Annotated in this window: 16 protein-coding genes; 4 read left to right on the plus strand and 12 right to left on the minus strand. The window is 70.2% G+C overall.

Annotated features, from left to right (window positions below; genetic code table 11):
• Positions 1-9: 9 nt before the first annotated feature.
• From HNR16_RS18865 to manA, 4 genes are all read right to left on the minus strand, one after another.
• Complete coding sequence (locus tag HNR16_RS18865) at positions 10-1,863, minus strand: DUF5719 family protein (protein WP_158039989.1); 1,854 nt, start codon at positions 1,861-1,863, stop codon at positions 10-12.
• Positions 1,856-4,789 (minus strand): glycosyltransferase family 2 protein, encoded by a 2,934-nt coding sequence (locus HNR16_RS12100; protein ID WP_158039988.1) that lies wholly within the window; start codon positions 4,787-4,789, stop codon positions 1,856-1,858. The genes HNR16_RS18865 and HNR16_RS12100 overlap by 8 nt, the downstream gene beginning before the upstream one ends.
• 107 nt (positions 4,790-4,896) lie before the next feature.
• Complete coding sequence (locus tag HNR16_RS12105; RefSeq protein ID WP_158039987.1) at positions 4,897-5,214, minus strand: WhiB family transcriptional regulator; 318 nt, start codon at positions 5,212-5,214, stop codon at positions 4,897-4,899.
• 216 nt (positions 5,215-5,430) lie between these two features.
• Positions 5,431-6,738 carry a mannose-6-phosphate isomerase, class I gene (manA, locus tag HNR16_RS12110; RefSeq protein WP_158039986.1) on the minus strand — a complete coding sequence of 436 codons (1,308 nt, stop codon included), beginning with the start codon at positions 6,736-6,738 and terminating at the stop codon, positions 5,431-5,433.
• Between the two features lie 205 nt (positions 6,739-6,943).
• On the opposite strand from manA, the gene HNR16_RS12115 reads away from it, so the two are divergent.
• From HNR16_RS12115 to galE, 4 genes are all read left to right on the plus strand, one after another.
• Positions 6,944-8,128: an acyl-CoA dehydrogenase family protein gene (locus HNR16_RS12115; RefSeq protein ID WP_158039985.1), complete on the plus strand. Its 1,185-nt coding sequence runs from the start codon at positions 6,944-6,946 to the stop codon at positions 8,126-8,128.
• A gap of 85 nt (positions 8,129-8,213) precedes the next feature.
• Complete coding sequence (locus HNR16_RS12120) at positions 8,214-9,776, plus strand: O-antigen ligase family protein (protein ID WP_179558231.1); 1,563 nt, start codon at positions 8,214-8,216, stop codon at positions 9,774-9,776.
• Positions 9,777-9,845: 69 nt separating this feature from the next.
• Positions 9,846-11,489, plus strand: coding sequence for a DUF2142 domain-containing protein (locus tag HNR16_RS12125; protein WP_158039983.1), 1,644 nt, complete (start codon positions 9,846-9,848; stop codon positions 11,487-11,489).
• Positions 11,486-12,457: a UDP-glucose 4-epimerase GalE gene (gene galE / locus HNR16_RS12130; RefSeq protein WP_158039982.1), complete on the plus strand. Its 972-nt coding sequence runs from the start codon at positions 11,486-11,488 to the stop codon at positions 12,455-12,457. The genes HNR16_RS12125 and galE overlap by 4 nt, the downstream gene beginning before the upstream one ends.
• A gap of 6 nt (positions 12,458-12,463) precedes the next feature.
• On the opposite strand, the gene HNR16_RS12135 is transcribed toward galE, so the two are convergent.
• From HNR16_RS12135 to HNR16_RS12170, 8 genes are all read right to left on the minus strand, one after another.
• Entirely contained in the window at positions 12,464-12,829 is a 366-nt protein-coding gene (locus HNR16_RS12135) for a DUF2304 domain-containing protein (protein WP_158039981.1), read from the minus strand.
• A 16-nt stretch (positions 12,830-12,845) separates the two neighbouring features.
• Entirely contained in the window at positions 12,846-13,550 is a 705-nt protein-coding gene (locus tag HNR16_RS12140; protein ID WP_377700682.1) for a glycosyltransferase family 2 protein, read from the minus strand.
• Positions 13,547-14,425, minus strand: coding sequence for a glycosyltransferase (locus HNR16_RS12145; RefSeq protein ID WP_179558232.1), 879 nt, complete (start codon positions 14,423-14,425; stop codon positions 13,547-13,549). The genes HNR16_RS12140 and HNR16_RS12145 overlap by 4 nt, the downstream gene beginning before the upstream one ends.
• 262 nt (positions 14,426-14,687) lie before the next feature.
• Positions 14,688-17,756 carry a hypothetical protein gene (locus tag HNR16_RS12150; RefSeq protein ID WP_158039979.1) on the minus strand — a complete coding sequence of 1,023 codons (3,069 nt, stop codon included), beginning with the start codon at positions 17,754-17,756 and terminating at the stop codon, positions 14,688-14,690.
• 296 nt (positions 17,757-18,052) lie between these two features.
• The gene (locus HNR16_RS12155) at positions 18,053-19,384 is read right to left on the minus strand and encodes an ABC transporter ATP-binding protein (RefSeq protein WP_158039978.1); all 1,332 of its coding nucleotides are present in this window, start codon (positions 19,382-19,384) and stop codon (positions 18,053-18,055) included.
• On the minus strand, positions 19,384-20,301 hold the full coding sequence (locus HNR16_RS12160; RefSeq protein ID WP_179558010.1) for an ABC transporter permease: 918 nt from the start codon (positions 20,299-20,301) through the stop codon (positions 19,384-19,386). Before HNR16_RS12160 ends, HNR16_RS12155 begins: the two co-directional genes overlap by 1 nt.
• A 59-nt stretch (positions 20,302-20,360) precedes the next feature.
• A complete protein-coding gene (locus HNR16_RS12165; protein WP_158039976.1) occupies positions 20,361-23,429 on the minus strand; it encodes a rhamnan synthesis F family protein in 3,069 nt (1,022 codons plus the stop codon).
• Positions 23,430-23,536: 107 nt separating this feature from the next.
• A complete protein-coding gene (locus tag HNR16_RS12170) occupies positions 23,537-24,133 on the minus strand; it encodes a hypothetical protein (protein ID WP_158039975.1) in 597 nt (198 codons plus the stop codon).
• Positions 24,134-24,144: the final 11 nt, after the last annotated feature.

Consider the following 24,144-nt stretch of genomic DNA (forward strand, 5'->3'; position numbering starts at 1 on the left):
GGGGCGAGCTCACCGGTAGACGCGCAGGTCCTCCGCGAGCGGATTCCCGGGCTGGACGGGCATGCCCGCGAGCTGTCCAGGACCGTCGTAGGTGACGCTCGCGACGGCCCCCTCGAGCCCGTCGAGCTCGACCGTCGACCCGGCCGGCACCTCGCTCTGCCAGGTCGCGCCGGGCGCGATCTCGATCGTGCGCTCGTCGCCGCCCGCGAGCCGCACGCGGATCGCGGTCGTGGTCGTCCCCGGGTTCGCGACGGCGACGCGCGGTGTCGGGCCCGCGGGCACGGCCGCGACCTGTGCGCCGGAGAGCGCGGGTGACGGTGCGTACCAGGCCATGTCGACCTGCGTCCCCGCCGTCGAGCTGCGGACGGCGCCGACGACGGGCGCGCTGGATTCGAGGGTCACCGTGTAGCGGCCGACGGGAAAACTCGACAGCGGGATGTCGGTGACGGCGCCGGGCTGGAGGGTCGCGGTGATCGGTTCGAGCGGTGTGCCGTCGAGTTCACGAACGGTCACGACGACGTCGGCCGCCTCGTCGCCCGTGACGAGGGCGCGGAAGACGGCGCTGCGATCCGTGAACAGCGATTCGTCCGACTCGGACGCGGTGGACGTGAACGGGACGCCGACGACGTCGAGGCGCGTCGAGGGCGATGCCGTGGCGCCGACGATGTCGATACCGAGCGGCGTGAGGCCCTGCGCGGCAACGAGATGCATGGATGCGGCCACGGGCGCTCCCGATGCGGCGACGTGGACCGCGAACCCCGGGGAGTCGGGGACGACACCCTCGAGGCTCACGACGCGCTGCGCACCGGCCGGCACCTCGAGCTCGACGAGCGAGGGGGTCGTCGCGAGGCCCGCCTCCGTGTAGACGTCGGCGCGGACCACGGCCGCCGTGTCGGTGGGGTTGACGAGCGAGAGGAGCGCGGATCGTCCGGATGTCGTCGACCCGCCGACGACCCACTGGTCCGCCGACGGCGCGGTGCACGCCGTCGCGGCGAGACCCGAGCGGGCGCCACCCGAGAGGGCGACGCTCTGGGCGACCGAGACCGTGGTCGGCGTGTCGCCGATCGTGCCGGGCGCCGTGAAGTCCGCCGGTCCCGCGGCGCTCGTCGTCGTCGGTGCCGCGACCGCGGACGTGCCGACGTGTGCGATGCCGGTGACGTCGACGACGTCGGCGTCGCCGGCGACCTGGATCGCCGCGGTCCCCGTGAGTGCCGGGTCGGTCGGGGTGCTCGCGTCGAGACCGAGCACGGCGAGGGGCCCCGCGCACACGCGCTGCTGGTCGCCGGGCACCGGCGCGAAGACCTCGACGGGCGGGTTGACGGCACGGGACGGGAGGGGGAACGCGGTGACGGCCCAGACGGTGGTCGCGGCGAGCGCGAGGCCCACGAGCCCCGCGAGGCCCCGCGCGGTGAAGCGGCCCGCCGAGCCGGGGCGTCGCCGCGCGGGCGGTTCGTGATCGGTCGGCCACGTGGAGGCAGCGGGCGCGACGGGCGCGACGGCCTCGTCCGCATCCGAATCCGCATTCGCCGCCTCGTCCCCGTGGACGGCGTCGGCGTCGGCGTCGGCGTCCGAGTCGGCCGCACCGTCACCGTCCGCGGTGACGCCCGTCTCCTCGTCCGCGCGCGCCTCGTCGGAGAAGGCGTGGGGCTCCTCGGGGTTCTCGGTGTCGACGGCGTCCTCGGTGTCGGGCGCGACGGCGTCGGACGTCCCCTCGATGGCGGGGATCCCGTCCACCTCGTGGATGGAGTCGTCGCGCGCCTCGTCGGTGTTCGTCCCGTCCGGGCCCGAGAGGGTGGACGAGTCGGCCGAGGTTTCCTCGACGTCGTCGCGCCCGACCGGCCCGCGGTCGTCGCGTTCAGCCACGTTCGTCCCCGCCCCTCGCGTCGTCGACCGATGTCTCGTCCTCGTCGGGCTCGTAGCTGGGCACGTGCTCGTCGGCGACGTCGACGGCCCTGAACGCGCGGCGGCCGAGATCCTGCTCGTCGTCGAGCGATTCGCGCCGCCTGCGCGGCATACCCGCGACGAGCGCGGCCCGCGCGTCGAGCCCGCCCGTCGGGACGGCGAGCAGCACCGCCGCGACGAGGACGAGCACCTGCACGGCGAGCACCCCGCGGCCGAGCCACGTGTCGACGTTCCCCGTCGCGAGCGGCTCCGCGACGTCCGGGTCGGCCGGCCCGATCGTCGAGTTCTCGACCTGCCACAGGTCGCCGAACTCGGACTCGCCGGCGGCGGAGAAGAGCCCGTTCGCGTCGATCGTCGAGGTCAGGCGAGCAGCCACCTGCTCACTGTCGTCGCTCGGTCGCTCGATGAGGACGAAACCGACGCCGAGCGCGTGCAGCTCGCTCGTCGGCGCGAACGTCGGGTCCGAGGCGAGCCCGACCGCGAGCTCGGCCAGGCGCGTGTCGGTGGGCGAGAACGAGTCCGCGGTCGCCCGGAGCGTCGACTGTCCGTCGAGGGTCTCACCCGTTCCGCGCACGAGGTGGACGCGCATCGCCCCGTCGGGCATGGGCGTGATGACGAGCGTGCCCACCTCGGGCTCCGCCCGACCGACCGCCTCGACGATCGCGGGCAGGGAGCGCCCGTCGCCCCCGGTGGCCGTCGCCGTCCCGGCGAGGTGCGCGCCCGCGGCGGGCGCCACGAGCACGGCGAGTCCCGCGAGCGCGACGATCGAGACGACGGGAGCAATGCGTCGGAGCGCGGCCGCCCCGGCGATCACGGCACCGAGCACGCCGCACGCGAGGAGGGACTGCGCCGGACCGAGGTCGAGGGGCACGGCGCGGTCACCGATCGACGTCGCCGCGAATCCGCCCATGAGGGCCGACGACGCGAAGCCGAGCAGGCCGATCACGAGCGCCGCGAGACCGACGTGCTGTGTCCGGGCGAAGAGCCCGACGAGCACGAGCATCGCGAGCGGCAGCAGGAGACCGCCGAGCAGGACGGCGGGTTCGACGGCGCCGTCCCCGAGGAGGCTCGTCCAGCCCCCGAGTGTCGTGTCGGGGAATCCCAGCGCCACCGCCCAGCCGCGAACCGGATCGACCGGGTTCGGGAGGCCGGGATCGGCGAACACGGCGAGCGGGCGACCCCGGTTCCACTGCGCGACGACGAGCGGCAGGAACAGCGCCACCACGGGGACGGCGATGAACAGCTGCCGGTACCAGAGCCGCCCGGCGGCGACGACCGCGACGATCCAGAGCACCACGAGGGCGGGCGTGAGCGAGGGGGCACACGCGAGCACGGCGGCGACGACGAGCGACGCGGCCGCGACGCCGGACCAGGCGCGCTGCGCGTGGAGTCCCGCGAACACGAGCCACGGCAGGAGCAGATGCACGAGCACGACCGACAACCGACCGTCGGCGAGCGCGGCCTGGAGCGGCGGCACGAGCATCCAGGTGAAGGCCGCGACGGCCCGGAGCCAGCCGCGGTTCGTGAAGCGTGCCGTCAGGAACCAGGCGCCGAACGCGGAGAGGGGCATCGCGAGGAACCACAGCACGACGATCACGAGGCTCGGATGCCAGAACGTGAGGGTGCCGAGGATCGCGAGCACGAGGGCGAACGGGTCGGCGACACCGAGTGCCCCGGCGCCGGAGTCGCGCACGCCGTAGCCCGTGTTCCCCCACAGCTCGGTGAGGCTGCTCGAGAGCGGCAGGAGCGCGCCGCCCGTGAGCGTCGCGTCGCCCAGGAGGGGGAAGAGGAGGAGGACCGACACGATGACCGAGGCGATCAGGACCCAGACGCCACCCGTGCCGAACAGCGCGTACCGTTCGCGCTCCTCGCGCGTCTGCGCACGCAGCTGGTCCCTTCGGAGCGCTCGGGTTCGTCGGAGGTCGTCGGGGGCGATCTGGAGTCGCTCGATGACGCGCAGCGGCTGGGTGCTCGTGCGGGCGAACCGGGCACGTGCGCCCCACGCGTCGGTCCTGCCGAACGCGACGACGAACGCGGCGACGACGTCCGGCCCGATCCGCCCGGGCCGTTTGCGCAACAGGTGCCAGAAGGCGCGGAGGAACGCGATCGGCACGAGGCCGATCCAGCGCAGCGCGTACTCGACGGGCCCCGAGGCGACGAGTCCGCGGTGGAGCTGCGCCGTGCGGACCGTCCGTTCCCGGTCGAAGCCGCGCGGCGTGACCGCGGCGACCTCGACACGGGCACCGGGTGTGAGCAGCACACGACCGTCGGCGAGCCAAACGCGGGTGCAGAAGTCGAGGGCGTCGTCGACGTCGGGCAGTCCGGGATCGAAGCCACCGAGCTCCGCCCACGTGCTCGCGCGCACGAGCATGCCGACGCGATCGACGGCGTAGACGTCGCTCACGCCCTCGAACTGACCCTGATCGAGCTCGTCGCGACGCAGTTCGATGCGGCGGCCGCCGCGCGTGACGCTCTGCCCGAATCCGGCGAGCACGGCGCGGTCGTCCGCGCGGAGGAGCTTGGGCCCCGTGACCTCGAGCGACGGGTTCCGCTCGGCCGTCGCGAGGAGGGCGGACAGCGCGTCCGGATCGGCCACCGCGTCGTCGCGGAGGAGCCAGTACCAGCCGTCGTCGAGCGGCGGCAGGTGCGCCTCGATCTCGTCGACGGCCGCCTGGACGGCGAGTCCGAAACTCAGGTCGGCGGGGAGGGCGACGATGAGATCGGGACCGGTACCGCGTGCGAGATCGAGTGTGGCGTCGTCGAGGCCGATGGCCGCGACGACGATGCGATCGCTGTGTCGCGTCTGGGCCGCGACGGCGTCGAGCGTTCGCCCGAGACGTCGCGCGGCGCCGCGCGCGACCACGATGGTGGTGACTCCGAATGGCATTGGTTCGATGCTAGGTGGCGCGCGAGCGTGGGACGAGATGACGCGCGGCACTCCGAACTCCGGACGAACGCCTCGAGGCGCTGACGGGGTGCGGCCCGAGGTTCGGGCTAAGCGCCCTTCCGCAGCTTGCGGCGCTCGCGTTCGGACAGTCCGCCCCAGATCCCGAAGCGCTCGTCGTTCCCGAGTGCGAACTCGAGGCACTCGGCACGCACCTCGCACGAACCGCACACGGTCTTCGCGTCGCGCGTCGATCCGCCCTTCTCTGGGAAGAACGCCTCGGGGTCGGTCTGCGCGCACAGCGCATCGGCCTGCCAGGCGAGCGGATTGTCGTCGCCGACCCCTTGACGGACGCCCGGCACCCCGAGCTGTACGGGGTCGACGAACCAGTCTTCGGGTACCTTGCGATTCAGCTCTGGGTTTGCCATATCACGTTCTCCCACGCTCGTCGCGGACTCGGTGACCGCAACGTGATCAATTACACCCGTGTAATTTGGCCGGGTCAAGTGGAAGATCGTAAACCCTGGACCCTCCCAGGACAATGCGCGTAGGCGGACGCACAACCGATAGGCGTGTCGGCGCCCCGGTGCCTACCCACTCGCACAACCCGGTCCGCCCGGAACGGGCCTCGTACGGGTGGATCCTCAGCGACGTTCGGCGTCGATGGGCGGCGTGTCGTCGCGATCGATCCCCGGCATCGCGATGACGAGGTCCACGTCCCCCGCGACCGTGAGATCCCCCTCGTCGGGCGTCACGAAGACGCTCCTCCCCGCCTGCAGCACGACCTCGCATTCTGCGCCCACGAGCCGGGCCGTGCCCTCGAGGCACAGGACGATCGCGGGGCCGTCCACCCGCACGGTGCGGGTGCCCCCGCCCGTCACCTCGACGAGCCGGAAGTCGGCGACGTCCGGGCGGAACTCACGGACGCCGTGCGTCACCTCGACGGGGGCCAGGAAAGGGGGCGGAACGGGTGTGTCGTCGAGCGCCGCGAGGAGTTCGGCACGATCGACGTGCTTCGTGGTCAGTCCGCCGCGGAGCACGTTGTCGCTCGCGGCCATGATCTCGATACCCGTCCCACGAAGGTACGCGTGGAGGTTCCCGGCCGGCACGAACACCGCCTCCCCCCGCCGCAGTGTGACGCGGTTCAGGAGGAGGGCGAGGACGATCCCGGGGTCCCCGGGGAAGCGCTCGGCGAGTTCGGCGATCGTCGCCGCTTCGCGCGGATACCGCGTCCCGAGCACCGTCCCGGCGGGATCCGCCACCGCGGTGGCGGCGGTGGCGGAGACGACGGACACGAGGTCGTCCAATCCGAGCGACGGCGTCAGGATCCAGGTGACGACCTCACGCAGCCCGCCCCGCGCGTCGGCTCGGGCGAGCGCGTCCACGAGGGGCGCCAGTGCGGCCGAGCCGGGCCCGGCGTCGCGGACGAACGCCTCGACGAGGGCGCGAGACCCCGCGACGGCACGGAAGCCGACGAGAGCCTCCATCGTGTCGGAGAGGGCGAGGAGGAGTTCGGGCTTGTGCGACGCGTCGCGGTAGTTGCGGTCCGGCGCGTCTCGCGGCACGCCCGCCGCGTCCTCGGCCGCGTACCCGGCACGGGCACGGGCGAGGGAGGGGTGCGCCTGGAGCGAGAGCGGACCGCCCGCGGCGAGCACCTTGAGCAGGAACGGGAGCCTCGGGCCGTCCCCCTCGCGCAGACCGTCCGCGAAGCGACCGAGCGTCGTCGTCGGATCCGCGGCGATCCAGGTCGCGAGATCCCCGGCGTCGTGCGTCGCGGCGGGGTCGACGATCCGACTCGGAGAGCCGTGGTGCGCCCCCATCCACAGCTCGGCCTCCGTCGCGGGCGCACCCGGCGCGGGCGCGCACACGCCGTCGCGCCCGAGCAGATCCGAGATCGCTCGATCGGCCCCCCATGCGTAGGCGAGCGGCTCGTTGCGGATCTCCACGAACATCGGGCCGAGCGTATCGAAGGAATGCGTCGCCGTCATGTCGCGCCGTCGGCGGGTCCCGACGGCGGCGGGATCGGACAACTCGGACGGGATGCGCGGCACGGAATTTGGCGGTCGTCTGCAATGCCACCCGACGCCGGGCCGCCCGTTCGTACACTTGTCCGACCGCGTGCGAACGCGGTCCCCGACGGCGAGGAGCAGGAGCACGATGACGACCCCGTTCACCACCATCCCCGGCGACTTCTACGGTTTCGAGAACGAGCTCGACGAGCGCGAGCGCGGCCTCGTGGCCGGGCTGCGCGAGTACCTCGACCGCGAGGTCCGACCGACCGTGAACGAGTACTGGAACGCGGGAACCTTCCCCGACTGGCTCCCGGCCGGCATCGCCGCGACGGGTGCCATCGGCCTCGGCTATCCGGAGACGCGTCCATTCGAGAACTCGGCCGTTTTCCGCGGCTGGACCGCGCTCGAGCTCGCGCGCGTCGACGCGTCGACGGCGACGTTCGTCGGCGTGCAGAACGGCCTCGTCATCGGCTCGATCGGCACGTGCGGCTCACCCGAGCAGCGCGCCGAGTGGCTCCCGCGGCTCGCATCGGGCGAGATCATCGGCGCGTTCGGCCTCACCGAGCCGCTCTCGGGCAGCGACAGCGCCCAGGGGCTGCGCACGACCGCGCGCCTCGAGGGCGACGAGTGGGTGCTCAACGGCTCGAAGCGATGGATCGGCAACGCGACCTTCGCCGACATCACGGTGATCTGGGCGAAGGACGAGGCGGACGGCCAGGTCAAGGGCTTCGTCGTCCCGAACGACACCCCCGGGTTCGTCGCGACGAAGATCGAGAACAAGATCTCGCTGCGCATCGTGCAGAACGCCGACATCACCCTCACGGACGTGCGCGTTCCCGCGGCGAGCAAGCTCGTGGACGCGAACTCCTTCAAGGACACCGCCCGCGTCCTGCGCCAGACGCGCGCCGAGGTCGCCTGGCTCGCGGCGGGCGTAGCGCTCGGCGCGTACGAGGCGGCGCTCGCCTACACGACCGAGCGCGTGCAGTTCGGCAAGCCGATCGCCGGTCACCAGCTCGTGCAGGACCACCTCGCGACGTGCCTCGGGAACATCACCGCATCGATCGCCGTGTGCGTGCGCGTCTCGCAGATGCTCGACGACGGCACGCAGCGCGACGAGCACTCCGCGCTCGCGAAGTCGTTCGTCACCGCTCGCATGCGCGAGACCGTCGCGCTGGCGCGCGAGGTCTGCGGCGGCAACGGCATCGTCACCGACTACCAGGTCGCCCGCTTCTTCGCCGACGCGGAGGCGATCTACTCGTACGAGGGGACCCGCGAGATGAACCAGCTCATCGTCGGTCGCGCCGTCACGGGGCAGGCGGCGTTCGTCTGACGCGCCGCCCGCCCGCGGGCGCATCCGCGCCGTCCGAGGTCGGCCTCGGTTCGCCTTCGCCTTCGAGATGACGCAGAATGAACCGATGAGTCGTCCCGAGCCAGGCCGACGAACGACCCCGTCCGGTGTCGCTCGTCGCTGGGGTGACCGCATGGAGGAGGGCCACGAGCCGTTCGATCTCGCGACGGCGTTCGCGGCGTTCGCGATCTTCACGGGCTTCGCGGGTGACTTCTGGCGCAATCTGCTCACGTGGTGGGGCTTCGGCGTGATCGTCGTGCTCGTCTTCGTGGCGGCCGTCATCCTGTTCGTCCGGCGACGACCGCCACTCCGGTTCTCGCACCTGCCGGCTCCGCTCGTCCTGTTCGTCGCCTGGTGCACGATCTCCGTCGCCTGGTCGGCCTACCGACCGGAGACGCTCCTGGGCTCGGCCGCACAGCTCATCACGGCGTTCGTCGGGTTGACGATCGCGGTCACCGTGTCGAAGGTCAGGGTGCTGCGCGCACTGAGCATCGCGATGCGCGCGATCGTCGGCCTCTCCCTCGTGTTCGAGCTCATCGTCGCCCTGTTCTTCCCGAAGGGCGTCCTCCCCCTCTACATGCTGCTGCCGGGCGCACTCGACAGCCTTTCCGGCATCCCGGGTGCCACGATCGACACCGTGCCCGGTGGCTTCAAGTGGAGCCAGGGCCACCTGTTCTCGAACGCCGCCATCCAGGGCATCGTGGGCAACCGCAACCTGCTCGCGATGGTCGCGCTGCTGTGCATCATCGCCGTCGCCGTGCAGCTCGGCGCCGGACAGCTCAAGCGGTGGCAGGGCATCGCTTGGCTCGCGACGGCCGTCGTCACGCTCGCGCTGTGCCGCTCCATGACCGCGTTCGCGGCGTTCGGGATCGTCGCGTTCGCCTATCTCCTCGTGCGCATCGCGCGCCCCCTCCCCAACTCGCTGCGCTGGATCATGTACGGCATCGTCGGCACGCTCATGGTGATCGGTGTGTCCTTCGTCGTGCTGTTCAACAACGAACTGTTCGCGCTCATCAACCGCTCGAGCGACATGTCGGGCCGCGGCGACATCTGGTGGGCGGTGAGCCAGATCGCACGCGACCACTGGGTGGTCGGGCTCGGGTGGGTCAGCTACTGGGCGCCGTGGGTGGAGCCGTTCTCGGACCTCCAGGTCGTCGACGGCATCACCTATCTGCAGGCCCACAACGCCTACATCGACGCGTGGATGCAGGTCGGCGTCATCGGCGCCGGCCTCCTCGTCGCGCTCATGCTGTCGACGCTCGTGCGCAGCTGGTGGCTCGCGATCGACCGTCCGCAGTACGGTGCGGACGACGGGTTCCGGATTCCCCCCACCGCGGTGCTCGCGTTCCTCGTCACCGTGGCGCTCGCCGTCCAGTCGCTCACGGAGTCGCGTCTGCTCATCGAGGGCAATTGGCTCCTCATGTGCTACTTCGCCATCTACTCCAAGCTGCGGATCCAGGACCTCCCCGCCCTGCCCCGCCGGACGCTGCCCGACCACACGGGCCCCATCATGACGATCGGTCAGCGCCCCCTCCTGCCCGCGACGCTCGAGCTCCCCGTGCCCGAACACCCCAACGCGGCGCCGGGGAAGCCGGGAGGCCGGGCTCCGCAGGCGCCGTCCGGAGGCTGAAACCGCCCGTGGATTCCTGTGAGTTGGTTCCACAAGTACAGTGAATGCGCCCCCTCGCGAAAGGTCCACATGACTGCCTCCGATCCGACGCCCGCCCGACCCGGCACGCGCACCCTGCTCCGCTTCTTCCTCGGGGCCTTCGCCGTGCTGTTCGCGCTCTCGGGCATGTGGTCGATCGCGACCCCCCTCGGCTCGGGCCCCGATGAGGTGGCACACATGGTCAAGGCCGGCGGCGTCGCCTACGGCGACCCGACGGGCCGTGCGAGCTCCTCGGGTGTGCGGGACTTCGACGTGCCCGACTACCTGCAGGAGATCAACAACACCGCCTGCTTCAACCTGCAGCCGAACATGCCTGCGGGCTGCATGGGCGACATCGACGGCTCGCGCGACAACCTCGTCCCGGTCGAGTCCTCGGCGGGCATGTACAACCCCCTCTACTACGCGTTCGTGGGGTGGCCGACCCTCCTGCTCGAGGACGAGCAGGCGATGTACGCGATGCGCCTCGCGAGCGCCGTCCTGATCAGCGTGCTCCTCGCCGCCGGCTGGACGGCGCTCTTCGCGCGGAGCCGCCGCGGCTGGGGGCTCACCGCGATCGCGGTGGCGATGACGCCGATGGTGATCTACCTCGGCGGCGTCGTGAACCCGAACTCCGCCGAGATCGCCGCGGCGTTCGCGCTCGCCGCCTGGCTCGCCCTCCTCGTCGACCCGCAACGTCCGGGACTCGTGCGTCTCTCGATCATCGGCAGCGTGGTCGCAACGGTGGTGCTCGTGAACACGCGCAGCGTGGGTCCGCTGTGGGCACTCATCATTCTCGGCGTCGCCTTCCTCGACCCCCGGTTCTGGCGCGTGTGCGGGCGGCGCGTGGACTTCTGGATCGCGGCGGGCGTGATGGCGCTCGGTGCCGGCTTCGCGGCCTGGTGGATGCTCTCGCAGGGTGCCAGTGAGGCGCGCAGCGGTTTCGCCGGCCAGGGCGAGGTCACCTTCGCCGAGGGCTTCGAGTTCATGTTCTCGAAGACGCTCGAGTTCGGTCAGGGATACATCGGCAGCTTCGGCTGGCTCGATGCACTGCTGCCCAAGGGCTTCGTCTCCCTGTGGACGGGGGTCATGTTCGTGATCGTGATCGCGGGACTCCTGCTCGGTCGCGGCTGGAGTCGACTTCGCCTGTTCGTCATGGCGATCGTGTTCGTCCTCATCCCGCCGCTCCTGCAGGGATCGCAGTGGTACACCCTCGGTTACATCTGGCAGGAGCGCTACGTCCTCGCGATCCTCGTCGCGCTCCTCATCGCGGCCGGCGTCGCACTCGACGACGGCACGATCCAGCCGAAGCTCGTCCAGCGGGCCCCCACGGTGTTCACGACGCTGCTCGTGACGCTCGTCGCCATCCACTCGTTCGGGTTCATCATGGTCGTCAAGCGATACGCCGTGGGGACGTTCGACGGCGACGGCTGGTCGCTGCTCCTGCAGCCCACGCAGTGGAACCCACCCGGCGGCACGTTCACCATCTGGATCATCTACACCCTCACCGCCTCGCTCGCCGCGGCGCTCGTCTACCGACTCGTTCTCGAGCGGCCGCTGCTCCCCGCGCGCCTCGAGCGCCTCGTGCAACGCGGCACCCCGCCCGCGGTCACCGCCGCGGCCCGGAACGACGACGCCCCGGGCGCCACGGCCACCGCGCCGCACGTCGATCGCCAGCACACCAAGGAGCACTCATGACCGTCCTCGTCATCGGTGGAGCCGGCTACATCGGCTCGCACGTCGTCACGCAATTGCTCGACGAGGGCTCGGCCCTCGCGGCGGTCGACGACCTCTCCACGGGAGTCGCCGAACGGATCGCGGGGATCCCGACGCTCGGGATCGACGTCGCTTCGGATCGCGCGCCCGCCGAGATGGCCCGGTTCATGCGTGCGCACGACGTCGACGCCGTGATCCACTTCGCGGCGCTCAAGCGCGTCCCGGAGTCGGTGGCGGAGCCCGCCCGCTACTACCGGCAGAACGTCGGCGGCCTCGCGAACGTCATCGAGGCGATGACGGAGGCCGGCGTCCGACGCCTCGTCTTCTCGTCCTCCGCCGCCGTCTACGGCCAGGGCACGGGCGCACCGGCGCGGGAGGACGACGCGCTGCGCCCCATCAACCCCTACGGCGAGACGAAGCTCGTCGGCGAGTGGCTCGTGGCCGACGCGGTGCGGGCGGGCGTCCTCGACGCCGTGTGCCTGCGGTACTTCAACGTCGCGGGCGCACGCGATGCGCTCCGGGCCGACCGCTTCGCCCAGAACCTCGTCCCGATGATCATCGAGCGGCTCCGCCGCGGTGAGGGTGCGCGCATCTTCGGCGACGACTACGCGACGTCGGACGGCACGTGTGTGCGCGACTACATCCACGTGGTCGACCTCGCGGACGCCCACCTCCGTGTCCTCGACGCGCTCGCCGACGGACGGACCGTTCCCGCGGCCCTCAACGTCGGGACGGGTCGCGGCTACTCGGTCCGAGAGGTCATCGACGCGGTCGCCCGCGTCAGCGGGATCGCGATCGAGCCCGTCGTCGAACCGCGCCGCGCGGGCGACCCCGCCGATCTCATCGCCGACGCGCGCCTCATCACCGAGTCGCTCGGTTGGCACGCCCGCCACGACCTCGACGACATGGTCGAGTCGGCGTGGCGGTTCGCTGGCGAGCTGACCGCCTGAGGCGCGCTACTCGGAGCGATCCTCGAGCTCGAGCTCGCGCTCGGCCTCGAGGATGGCCATGCGGCGCGCGAGCATCGTGACGGAGCGCTCCGTCCGGTGCATGCGCAGGTTCGTGGTGATCGCGAAGCCGATCCCGATGACGACGGCGCCGTAGAGGACGAGGTCGACCCCTCGCCCGATGCCGAGGAGGTTCGCGACGCTCGTCGACCAGTCGGGGAACACGATGAAGGCGACGCCGAGGACGCCCGCGGCGAGGATGACGAGCTTCCGCACGGCCTGGCCGCGCGCGCCGCGACCCGGGCGGATGATCACGAACGTCGCGATCACGAGGACGGCGATGAGGACGATTTGGACGAGGAGTTGGGCTTCCATGCGGTGATCGCCTTCGTTACTTGAAAATGAGGTCGCTCAGGATGTTGACGGAGTTCCAGATCGACTGCCCCTTGGACCGCGAGTAGTCGGTGTACTCGATGAGCACGGGCTCCTCCGCGTACCGCAGCTTGGCGCGCCCGATCTCGGTGATGATCTCCGAGGCGTGCGCCATCCGGTTCTGGGTGATGTCGATCTCCTCCGCGGCGCGTCGGTTGAGGGCGCGCAACCCGTTGTGGGCGTCCGTGAGGCGCACCCCCGTGGTGAGGTTCTGGAACAGGACGGCGGTCCGCAGCACGATGACCTTGACGAGGCCCGGCTTCGTGCGCCCGTCGAGGAAGCGCGACCCGACGACGACGTCGAGCGGCTCGGCGGCGAGTCGCCGGACCATGTGCACGGCATCGACGACGCGGTGCTGCCCGTCGGAGTCGAACGTGACGAAGTACTCGGCGCCGGGGCGCCGGAGGGCGTAGTCGAGTCCCGTCCGCAGCGCGGCCCCCTGGCCGAGATTGAACGGGTGTCGCACGACGTGCGCGCCCGCTGCGCGTGCCTCCGCGGCCGAGTCGTCCGACGAGCCGTCGTCCACGCAGACGACGTTCGGGAACGTCTCCCGCGCGTGCGTGACGACCTCGCGGATGACCTGCCCCTCGTTGAACAGGGGAACGACGAGCCACGTGGCTCGCGCGAGCTCGGGTGAGAGTTCGGTGTCCGAGTCGTCCATCATCGTGTAGCGCCTCCGTCGGGCGTCTCGCCCCGTTCCTGTGTCGTCGCGGCGGGGGGTGCGGTGACCCCTCGACGGAAGACTCGCTTGTACAACCACTCGAACACGCCGCTCGGGAGCCGCCGGGCCGCCGTCCGCACGGCGATGTTGAGGAGCATGCGGGGGCGGGACACGAGTCCGAGCTCGTGGAGGGTCGACTGCATCTGTCGCTCCGCCTGCGCGACACGTGCCCCGCGACGACGGGTGAACATCCCGTCAGTGCGGAAGAGCACGAGCGGCTCCTGCAGGTTGATGGCACCGGACCCTGCCGCCAGCATGCGGGCGACGAGGTCGTAGTCCTCCATGAGGTAGACCTCGCGGATCCCACCGACGGCATCGATCGCCGAGCGCCGCAACATGATGGTGGGGTTGTTGATCGGATTGTTCGATCGCACGGCCCGTCGGATCGCGTCGAGGTCCTCGGGCATCCGGCGGATGCCGAGGACGTTGTCGGGGGTGCCCTCGAACTCGTACATCGCTCCGCCGATGAGGTCGTAGCGATCTGACGCCGTGTACGGCGCGCAGATCTCGAATCGACGCGGGAGCGACAGGTCGTCGGCGTCCTGCCTGGCGATCCACGGCTGCGTGACGGCGTCGACGCCGGCCTGCATGGCGACGGCCGTCCCGCCGTTCTCGGCGAGCCGCACGACGTCGAGCCGTGTGGGCGACGGATCGAAGGCCTCGATCACCGCGTCGAGCCCGGGTGTGAGCGGCCCGTCCGCGACGATGACGATCTCCGTGGCCGGCTGCGTCTGCGTCCGCAGGGACTCGAGTGCGGCACCGAACTGCTCCGGATCGATCCGGTGGTACACCGGTAGCACAACACTGATGGGAAGCACGCATCTCCTCGTCGATCCCGGACGCCGACCGTCCGTGCGGTTCCACGCACACGAACAATCAGCAATCGTACAGCTTCCGGCGTTCCGCGTTCGAGGACGTCCAGAGCCCGTGGCGTGCCCACCCGTGTGGCGAGGAGCGGGCGCAGTCGCGAGCGCGAGCCACGAGCCGGGAACGGGACGACCCCCGCCGGTGATCGGAACCGTGCTGGTTCCGATCACCGACGGGGGTCGTCCTGACTCGATCGCGTCGAGCTCGATCCGCCTAGATGGCCACGGGCTCGCCGCGCCCCATCGCCGAGACGATCTCGATCGGCAGGATCACGGTGCCGTCCGCCGTGGGTACGGGCTCGGTCGTCGCGGTCGGTTCGCTCGTCGCGGTGGGCTCGGTCGTCGCCGTGGGCTCCGGCGTCTCGCTCGCCGTCGGGGCGGGGGTGTCCGTCGACGTCGGCTCCGGCGTCGGGGTGCTCGTCGGCGACTCACTCGCGTCCGGCGTCGCCTCCTCGGTCGCGTCCTGCGTGGGCGTCCCGGTCTCCTGCGTCGACTCCATGAGTCGCAGGGCACCGTTCTCGACGATGTAGTTGCTGCCGTCGGCCGTCTGCACGTGGAGCCCGATCTTCTCGGTGGCCGAGATCGTGAGCGTCGAGCAGATCGCCTCGTCGAGGGCCACGTGGTCGAGTGCGTAGGCCGCCTCGACCGCGCCGGACTCGTACGGGACGAGCTCGCCGCCGATGCCGATGTAGCTCGTCGAGCCACAGCGGACCGCCGTGTTGTAGAGCGGCGCCGTCCGGCCCGCGAACTCCTCGAAGTTCGCCTTGGGGGCGACGATCGGGGCGGACACGTCGAGACCGAGGTCGGCGGCCACCTGCGCGGAGCCGATCTGCAGGAGTCGATCGCCGTTCACGAGCCAGATGCCGGTTCCGGCGCGGTTCGTGATGACGTCACCGGTCGCCACGGGGATCGCGGGTTCATCGGTCGCCGTCGGGGTGGGCTCCGGCGTCGCCGTCGCGGTGTCCGTCGGCGTCGGCGCGGGCGTCTCGGTCGGCTCCGGTGCGGGAGTCGTCGAGGTCGGGGGCTCGTAGCCGGCCGGCATCTCGGCGAGGTCGGGGCCGTCCTTGAACTGTGCGAGCACGGCGTCGGACGTGTCGATCAGTCGCCCGGTGCCACCCATCGCCTCGACCGTCCCCGGTCCGAGGATGTGGTGCTTGAGTCCGCCGTCGATCCAGTAGACCGCACCGCCCGAGGTCTTCACGAGGTCACCCATCGGCGTCGAGGACGCGGGGATGAGCCCGCACAGTTCCGGCGAGATCGTCTGGGACTCGAGGCCGAACGACGTGCGGAGCGCCTCGGAGGTGAACGCGTAGCGCTTGCCGCCCGTCCCGAACCAGGTCGTCCCGTCGCACTCGAACTGCGTGCCGGTGATCGTCGTCGAGCGCTGTTCGAGGTTGTCGAACGACGCCGTCGTGATCGTCACCGCCTTCGTCCCGAATCCGAGCGCCTCGGCGAGCTCCGGGCTCGCGATGGGCTGCAGGTACGAGCCGTCGAGGATGTAGAGGTCGCTCGACCCCTGGGGCTTGATGAGCGTCCCGGTCGTGATGCCGTTGCCCACGGGGACCGAGTCGAGCGCGGTGCTCGTGGTCGTGTAGACGGTGGTCGGGACGCCACGCGACGACGCCTCGGCCTCGGCCTTCTCCTGGTCGTCGAACTCGACGCGCTCACCACCGTAGACGAGCGAGATCTTGCCGTCCGCGCCGGCACGGACGAGCGTGCCGCCGAGCGAGGACCCGGCCGACGTGAGCGCCGCGGGGACGCCGTCGGGCACCGTGGCGAACTCCGCACCGGCTCCGAAGTGCGCGCGGCTCACGGCGAGCGCGCCGGCATCGGTCAGGAGGTACGCGCCCGTGGCGTCGGCGACGAGTGCCGTGGCGGGCAGCGCGGAGCCGACCGGGATGGACTCGTAGACCGGGGTCGACAGGGAGCTCATGGCCGTGAACGCGGCGAACTCGCTCAGCTCGGCGGGAATCGCGTGTCCGGTTCCGGACGCGTCCAGCACGAGGGCGGGCTGCCCGTCATCGCCCTTCACGACACCGGCACCGATGATCGGGTCGCCGGTCGCGAGGTAGGCGAGGCGCCGGTCCGCGACGATCGTGGGCTCGATGCCGTCGAGGTCGAGCTGCGCGAGGGCCGCGCGTCCGGTGATCTCGCGCTTCGTGCCGTCCTCGATCAGGAGGAGCTTCCCGTCGAGCGTCGAGACGACGGGCTGGAGGGTCCAGCCACCGTTGAAGGACTCGAGCTGCTGGGGTGTGATCCGGGCGGCGCCGTCGCAGTCCCCGCCGAAGTCGGCGAACACCTCGCAGTCGGCGACGTTCCAGTACTTCCCGTCGTCGCCGAGGAAGACCGGCTGTCCGGCGGTCGTGACCATGAGGGGCGACACGTGGGCACCCTCGGGCATCGCGGCGACGACGTCCGGCGCGACGTCACGGACGTCGCCGACACGGGAGATCGTGTCGAAGTACTCGGCGGGAACGTAGTAGCGGGTGTTGTCGGCGACGAGGTAGACCTCGGACGTGCCCTGGGCCCGGACGAGCTGCGGCTGCGAGACCTCGGCCTGCGTCGAACCGAACCAGTCCGTGTACATCCACCAGAAGTTGCGGTTGCCGTATGCCGAGCAGCCGTCACCCTCGCCGTAGAGGTTGTTGAGCGCCGCCTGGTTGGGCTGGTACGGCGTGTAGTTGTAGAGACCGGCCGTCGCGTAGTTCTCGATGTAGACGGGTGAGGAGCCACAGGACGCGTTCGGGTTGTACAGCACGTTGTTCGTCTGGAACGGCACGTGGTTGTAGCTGTAGGGATTCGCCTTGTAGACCTGGAACTGCCGGGCCGCGTAGTAGATCTGGTAGAAGAATCCACCCACGCTCGAGTCGCAGGGCGCCGTGTCGGGGCAACCGAAGCCCGTCGCCGCAGCGAGTCGGCCGGGCGTCGGGTTCGACATCGAGACGAGGCTCTGTTCCTTCTCGAGGAGGACGAGCATCGCCTTCTGGCTGAAGTTGCAGGCCGCGCCGACCTTCGCGATGATCGCCGCCGCCGAGTCGCGCGCTGATCCCGTGTAGGCCTGGCAGTACTGATCGGCCGGCATGTCCGGGGTCACCTGCGTGTAGTTGCGCAGCGCGTACTCGTTGCCGCCGGACACGCGTGCGAGCAGGAAGTCGTAGACCTCCTGCTCGGTCATCGCGCCACCGTCGTAGAAGTTCTCGTCGCTGATGATGTTGCCGGCGGCGAAGTCTCCCCCGTTCGCGGCCTGGGCGGCGGAGATCGACTCCTCGGGCTCCGGCGCCACGGACTGTATGGCGATCAGTCCAGCGGCCACCGTCGCTGCAGACGCGATCAGGACGAGGGTTCTACGGAACATGGTTTCCCAAACTTCGCTCTCGGTGGTGCGCCGATCACGTCGTGACAGCGCTCAGCAATTACCAAGTATGCCTACATCTGCAACACTTCGCTACTCCTGACTCAAAAATCTCTCTAATCACATGAGTCACATCAGCCCCGTCGGTCGCCGAACGGGTGGCCGAAACGACGGTGCCCGTGACGACCAGGGGTCGTCACGGGCACCGTCGCGCAGGGCGTTCGGGATCAGGCGTCGTCGCCGGGAACCACCACCGGTTCGGGCTCCGCGTGCCCGGCGCCGGCCGCCGCGGCGCGGGCCGCGGCGTCCTCGTCGGTCTCGTCGGACCTCGGCACGTAGTCGTTCGTCGACAGCATCGGGCGCGACGGTTCGAGCCCGCCGAAGCGGGAGCCGAGCGTGACGTACCCGCCCGACTCGAACGGCGTGCCGGGGCCGACCCGGAACGTGACGGCGCGCTGCCACACGTCGATGTTCTTGATGCTGTCCCAGTCCTGGATCGACGCACTCAGTGTCGCGGAGACCGGCCGGAAGGTGATGGCGGGGATCCTGATGTCGATCTGTCCCACCCCGGGCTCGATCGACTCGGGCACGTAGCCGGAGTCGCGACCCGTGTGTCCCCACAGGAACGGTCCACCGACGGCGTCGATGGACGCGCCGAACACGGGTCGCTCGATGCGCTCGTCGGCGCGGTAGTGCAGTCGGATCGTCGCCGGCTCGCCCGTCTTGAACAGGCGCGTGTCGCCCCGCTCGGGGTGCAGCAGCTCGATCTTCGTGATGCGCGCCTCGCCGGACCCGAACCGGGTCCCGCCCGCGTCGTCGGCCTCGGCGCCGTGCTCGGTGTTGGAGTACCCGTCGACGATCTCGGTCGCGGGACCGACCGCCTGCAGCTCGCCGTGACTCAGCCAGGCCGCTTCGTCGCAGAAGGTGCGCATCTGCTCGAGACCGTGCGACACGACGACGACGGTGCGACCCTGGTGCTTGAACTCGGCGAACTTCTCCATGCACTTCTCCTGGAACTGCATGTCACCGACCGCGAGCACCTCGTCGACGAGGAGGATGTCGGGCTCGACGTGGATCGCGACCGAGAACCCCAGGCGCACGTACATGCCCGAGGAGTAGTTCTTCACCGGCTGGTCGATGAAGTGGCCCACGCCGGAGAAGTCGACGATCGCGTCGAACTTCCGATCGATCTCGGCCTTCGACATGCCGAGGATCGCGCCGTTCAGGTACACGTTCTCGCGTCCGGACAGCTCGGGGTGGAACCCCGAACCGACCTCGAGCATCGCGGCCATGCGCCCACGCCGCGTGATGCGGCCGGCGTTCGGCTCGAGGATCCTCGCGATGCACTTGAGCAGCGTCGACTTCCCTGAGCCGTTGTTGCCGAGCAGGCCGAAGGTCTTGCCCTCCGGGATGTCGAACGTGACGTCCCGTAGCGCCCAGAACTCCTCGTACTTGGCGCGGCTGCCGGACAGGATGGTCGCCTTGAGCGACTGGTTCCGGTCACGGTACACACGGAAGGTCTTCGAGATGCCGTCGATCGAGATGGCGGGCTGCGACATCAGAGTTCCTCCACGATTCGGCCGGAGAAGCGACGGAACACGAGGATGCCGAGCAGGATCATGACGGCCGCCCATCCGATGATGATGAGCCACGTCTGCGGCCCCGGCATCGCGAAGTCGTAGATGATGCTGCGGAACGCCTCGAGGTAGTGATAGGCCGGGTTCAGCTTGAAGACGGCGATGAGCGGGACGTCGAAGCCGCTCGCGCGGAGGTGCTCCTCGGCGGTGCCGACGACGCTGATCGGGAAGACGATGCCGCTCGCGTAGAACCACGCCTGCGTCACGATGCCCCAGATGTGCTGGATGTCGCGGAAGTACACGACCGCGACGGAGAGCATGAGGCCGATCCCGATGACGAACCCGACCGTGATCGCGACGACGAGCAGGAGCACCGGCAGGTACGCGAGCAGCATGAGGCCCGCGACGCCCTGCACGAGGACGGACGCGATCATCATGACGATCGAGAGCACCCCGAGTTCGATCGCGAACGTCGTCGCGAGCGACAGCACCGTCGAGGTCACGAGTACGTGGCGCGGGAACCACACCTTCGTGAGGAGCCCGGCGTTGGTCGTGAGCGAGCCCATCGCCGATGTGATGCCGCCGGAGATGAACGTCCAGGGGATCAGGCCGGCCGCGAGCCACAGCGCGAACAGGTGGATGCCGGAGTTCGTGCCGACGTGCACCTGCGTCTGGAAGAGCACGCCGAAGATGACGCCGTAGATGGCGATCGTCGCGATGGGGTTGAGCAGCGACCACAGACGACCGAGTGCGGTCCGCTTGTACTGGGCACGCACCTCGCGCAGGGTGAGGTTCGCGACGAGGTTGAGGGTGGGGCGCCTCGAGAGCCAACTGCCCCTGGCCCTCGGCTCGTCGAGTTCGGTCGTGGTGATGTCCGGTCCCCCCTGTTCGATCCTCACGGCGTGCCGGGGCCGCCCGTGGCGGGCCCCGACACTCCAGAATACCAATCGCGCGCGGCTCAGCGTCCCCGCAGGCGTCGGTAGAGGTTGCGTGCCACGAAGTACGCGGGACGGATCTTCTCGGCGACCCCCGGCTGCTGCACGGCGATGTACGCCTTCGCGGCCGCGAGCGGCGACGAGGGCCACACCGACTTCTTGATGTTGCGGAGGTGGTGCAGTTGGGCGTTCGCCTGGCCCGGCAGCTCCGAACCGATCATCGCGAGCTTGTACTCGAGGAAGGTGTGGCTGATGGCGGCCAACCGGACGTTCATCGCGGTCCGCACGTGATAGCCCTCGTTGAGCACGATGTAGCTGAGCATGCGCTCGATCACGTGCGCGAGGCCACCGTCCTTGTACCCGTCGGCCTCGGGGAAGTCGTTCCACGTCCATCCCGCATCGACGATGGGCGCGAGCGCCCGGCGCCGCGCGACGAACATCGATCCGAACGGCGAGAGCGGCGTGTTGTCGTCGAACGGCACCGTGATGCCGAAGCGCGCCGCGAACTCGCGGGCGGGCGCGAGGTTCGCGAACCACGCGTGCCCGAGTGTCGGGTACCCCATGTGCACGACGGGCGGGAACACCATGCCGAGTCCCGGTTCGCGGCGGAACAGATCGATGAGGTTGGCCGTGTAGCCCCGGTTCGGGAGGAGGTTCTCGAGCAGGTGCCGCTTGAACCACTGTCCCGCGTTGAAGCCGTCCTGGACGGACTTCTTGCCGTGGATCTTGACGATGAGTTCGTACCGCTCGTCCGTCAGGACGTCGTGGCAGCCGACGAGGAACGCGGAGATGTCGCGGCCGCGGTTCGACTCGATGACGCGGACGTCGACGTTGCCGGTGTAGCCGTGGCGCGCGATGCCCTCGAGGATGCGGGCGCGGCGTCCCTCGTCCGTCGTCGTGATGAAGACGTCGGGTGCGCCCGGGACGTTGTCGACGTGCGCCATGATCTCGTCGATCAGGTCGTCGTAGTAGAGGTGGCAGATGACGGCGACGCTCGGTGCGGGCACATCGGGGTCGGTCAGGTCCTGATCCGGCAGGATCTCCATCATCGAGGCGTTCGTGTGGAAGTTCCGCGGTTGCGACGTGCGCGCGAGGTTCGCGTAGACGAGCTCGACGGGGTAGTCGCTCGTACGCTCGACCGTCTCGAGCGCGTCGCGGGCGATGATCGGCACCTTGTCGTTGTGCAGCGGGTCGTGGAAGAACACGCGGCGCTTCATGATCGGGACGCGATCCTTGAGCATCTCGGTGATGTTCTCGAAGTGGGGATTCGCCGCCGCGTAGTTCTCCGCAGGGAAGGCCGCCCGACTCGTGAACCCGAGCCGGTTGAAGTGCGGCGTGAAGTTCGTCTCGTAGCGGTCGACCGACTGGTGGTAGGTCGTGATCATGGGCATCTCGTCCCAGTACTGCCGGTACTCGGGCGTCGAGAACATGCTCTTGCGCACGACGAGCCACGGGGACTGCAGGTGCGCCGGCATGGTGCCGACACCGCGGAGGGGGTGCGGCGTGACCTCCTTGTGCTCGGTCATGCCCCAGAAGTCGACGTCCAGGTCGTCCATGCGGTCGAGGACCTCGGCGAGCGGGTAGAGGGGCCCGAAGTTCGTGTAGTTGATCAGGTGGAGTTCGTCGAACTCCTCGAGCGCGTCCCAGCCGAATTCCGCCTGCGCCTCCTTGAAGCCCCACACGTCGAACCCGACGTTCTCGCGCTGCCAGACGGTGTCCGCGACGGACTCCAGGCGAGCCCGGCCCTCGTCGTCGAGCCCGCCGTTGACGACGACGAAGATCGTGTCGAAATCGCGACGGAACTCCCGCAACTGGTGCACGACGTAGTCGTCGACGACCCCGAGCGGGTCGTAGAACAGGTAGAACGCGATGCGTTTCGCCGACTGGTCGCGCAGGCTCGCGTCGCTCCGCGTGCGCGTCCGCTGCGCCGGCAGGGCCGCGCTCTCGGCGTCGATGCCGGGCACGAGCGAGACGCCCTGGCTCGCGGCGGGGGCGGGCGCCGCGGGCGCGGCCCGGCGCGGCCGCCGCGTCGTCGCGGCCTTCCCGACGCGACCGAGCGAGCGCGCCGCGCTGACCGCCGGCTTGGCGGCCGTCCGCAGCGCGTTGACCGCGGGACGCGTGAGCTCCATGAGGCCGCGGATGTCGTCCACCGTCCGCGCGGTGCGCTCGAAGCGCTCCTCGATCCGGTCGAGCGTGTCCTCCATGCGCCTGCGGTGCTCGCCGGCCCCCTCGGCGTGGGACTGCACGAGACCCGCGAGCGCGTCGTGCTGCCGAGCGCCGCTCGACTGGACCTCGTCGATGAGCTGGGCGAGGAAGAGATTGTCGCCCATGCGGTCACCGCCCTCGAGCGAACGACGGAGGTAGGCGTCACGGATCTGCAGGTTGAAGTCGCGATGTTCGTCGGCGGCGACGACGACGCTGTTCCCCTCGTCGCCCGTCGAGGCGAGACGCTGGTGCCAGAACGCGAGCGGCTGTCCGTCGACGAAGCCGACGGGGTAGCGACGCAGGAACCGCAGGAGGAACTCCCAGTCGCCGAGCACGGGCAGCGCACCGTCGATGGGCCCCACCTCGAGGAACACCGAACGGCGGAAGAGGAAGCCGATCGTGGTCACGTAGTTGCGCTTCAGGATCTCGACGAGCGACACCTGGTGGAGGTCCGCGGCGAGCACATCGCGCCCCTCCTCGATGATCTCCTCACCCTCGACGCGCTCGAAGACGACCTCGGTGCGTGCGTTGACGCCACCCTCCTCCGGGTGCTCGTCGAGGCGCCCGACCGTCCGCTCGAGGAACTCGGGGTGCCACGAGTCGTCGTCGTCGTGGATGACGATGAACTCGCTGTCGACCGCGTCGATCCCGACGTTCATCGCACCCTCGCGGCCCGCCGAGGTGTCGTTGTGGATCACGACCGTGCGTTCGCGGAACGCCGCGTCGAGCCCTCCCAGCAACTCGTCCACGGGCTCGCGGGCCCCGGCGTCGTTGACGACCACCAGCGTGTAGTCCGAGAACGTCTGTGCCTCGACACTTGCCAGTGCACGCCGAAGCAGGAGCGGTCGGTCCTTGGTGCGCATGATGACGGCGACCCGTGCGGTCATGTTCTCCTCCTCGCGGGGCGGCGTCGGAGCCCCGCTACGAGAGCGTACTTGCCCGATCGCACGCACGAACAATCCGGGTGCGATCGCGTGGCGTCAGCCGTGTGGCGTCAGGGGACGACGACCTCGACGGCCTCGCTCTCGCCGTGTCCGCTCGGACCGTCGTAGCTCAGCGTGAGCTGGTACGAGCCGGACGGTGCGTTCTCGGCGAGGAGGTTGATGACGCACACCGTCGTCGTGACGTCGCGCGTGGCGGGTGCGCTCGCCTGGTAGGTACCGTTCGGCCCGACCGCGGTGAGCGTGCACGTGCCGCCCTCCTCGACGACGTCGGCGAACCCGCCGACCGCGAAGGCCTGCTGCGCGGCGACCCAGGTCCACCGGTTGATCGCGACCGTGACGGTCGATTCCTGTGGCGTCGTCTCCTCCGCGGGAGGCGTCGGTGTCGTGACGGGAAGCGTCTGGGCAGGCGGAACAGCCTCGGGCGGGAGGCTCGTGACGGCGACGGTGTTGTCCGGCGTGGGCTGTGGCGAGCGGAACGTGCCCGCCAGGAAGATGCCCGCGCCGATGAGCGCGATCGCCACGACGACCACGCCGATCCCGATCAGGACGCCGCGGCGGGTCCCCCGTCGTTCGGCGCGTTGCTCGCCCTCGCCCGCCTCGCGGCCCTCGTCCTGCAGTGACTCGTGGTCGTAGTCGTCGTTCGACATGTCTCTCCCCA

The sequence above is a fragment of the Pseudoclavibacter chungangensis genome, assembly GCF_013410545.1.
Classification (GTDB): domain Bacteria; phylum Actinomycetota; class Actinomycetes; order Actinomycetales; family Microbacteriaceae; genus Pseudoclavibacter; species Pseudoclavibacter chungangensis.

Coding starts and splice junctions, on each gene's coding strand:
- HNR16_RS12125 (WP_158039983.1), top strand. CDS start 9,846: ATGACTGCCTCCGATCCGACGCCCGCCCGACCCGGCACGCGCACCCTG.
- HNR16_RS12100 (WP_158039988.1), bottom strand. CDS start 4,789: ATGCCATTCGGAGTCACCACCATCGTGGTCGCGCGCGGCGCCGCGCGA.
- HNR16_RS12165 (WP_158039976.1), bottom strand. CDS start 23,429: ATGACCGCACGGGTCGCCGTCATCATGCGCACCAAGGACCGACCGCTC.
- HNR16_RS12135 (WP_158039981.1), bottom strand. CDS start 12,829: ATGGAAGCCCAACTCCTCGTCCAAATCGTCCTCATCGCCGTCCTCGTG.
- HNR16_RS12115 (WP_158039985.1), top strand. CDS start 6,944: ATGACGACCCCGTTCACCACCATCCCCGGCGACTTCTACGGTTTCGAG.
- HNR16_RS12140 (WP_377700682.1), bottom strand. CDS start 13,550: ATGATGGACGACTCGGACACCGAACTCTCACCCGAGCTCGCGCGAGCC.
- manA (WP_158039986.1), bottom strand. CDS start 6,738: ATGTTCGTGGAGATCCGCAACGAGCCGCTCGCCTACGCATGGGGGGCC.
- HNR16_RS12105 (WP_158039987.1), bottom strand. CDS start 5,214: ATGGCAAACCCAGAGCTGAATCGCAAGGTACCCGAAGACTGGTTCGTC.
- HNR16_RS12170 (WP_158039975.1), bottom strand. CDS start 24,133: ATGTCGAACGACGACTACGACCACGAGTCACTGCAGGACGAGGGCCGC.
- galE (WP_158039982.1), top strand. CDS start 11,486: ATGACCGTCCTCGTCATCGGTGGAGCCGGCTACATCGGCTCGCACGTC.
- HNR16_RS12155 (WP_158039978.1), bottom strand. CDS start 19,384: ATGTCGCAGCCCGCCATCTCGATCGACGGCATCTCGAAGACCTTCCGT.
- HNR16_RS12120 (WP_179558231.1), top strand. CDS start 8,214: ATGAGTCGTCCCGAGCCAGGCCGACGAACGACCCCGTCCGGTGTCGCT.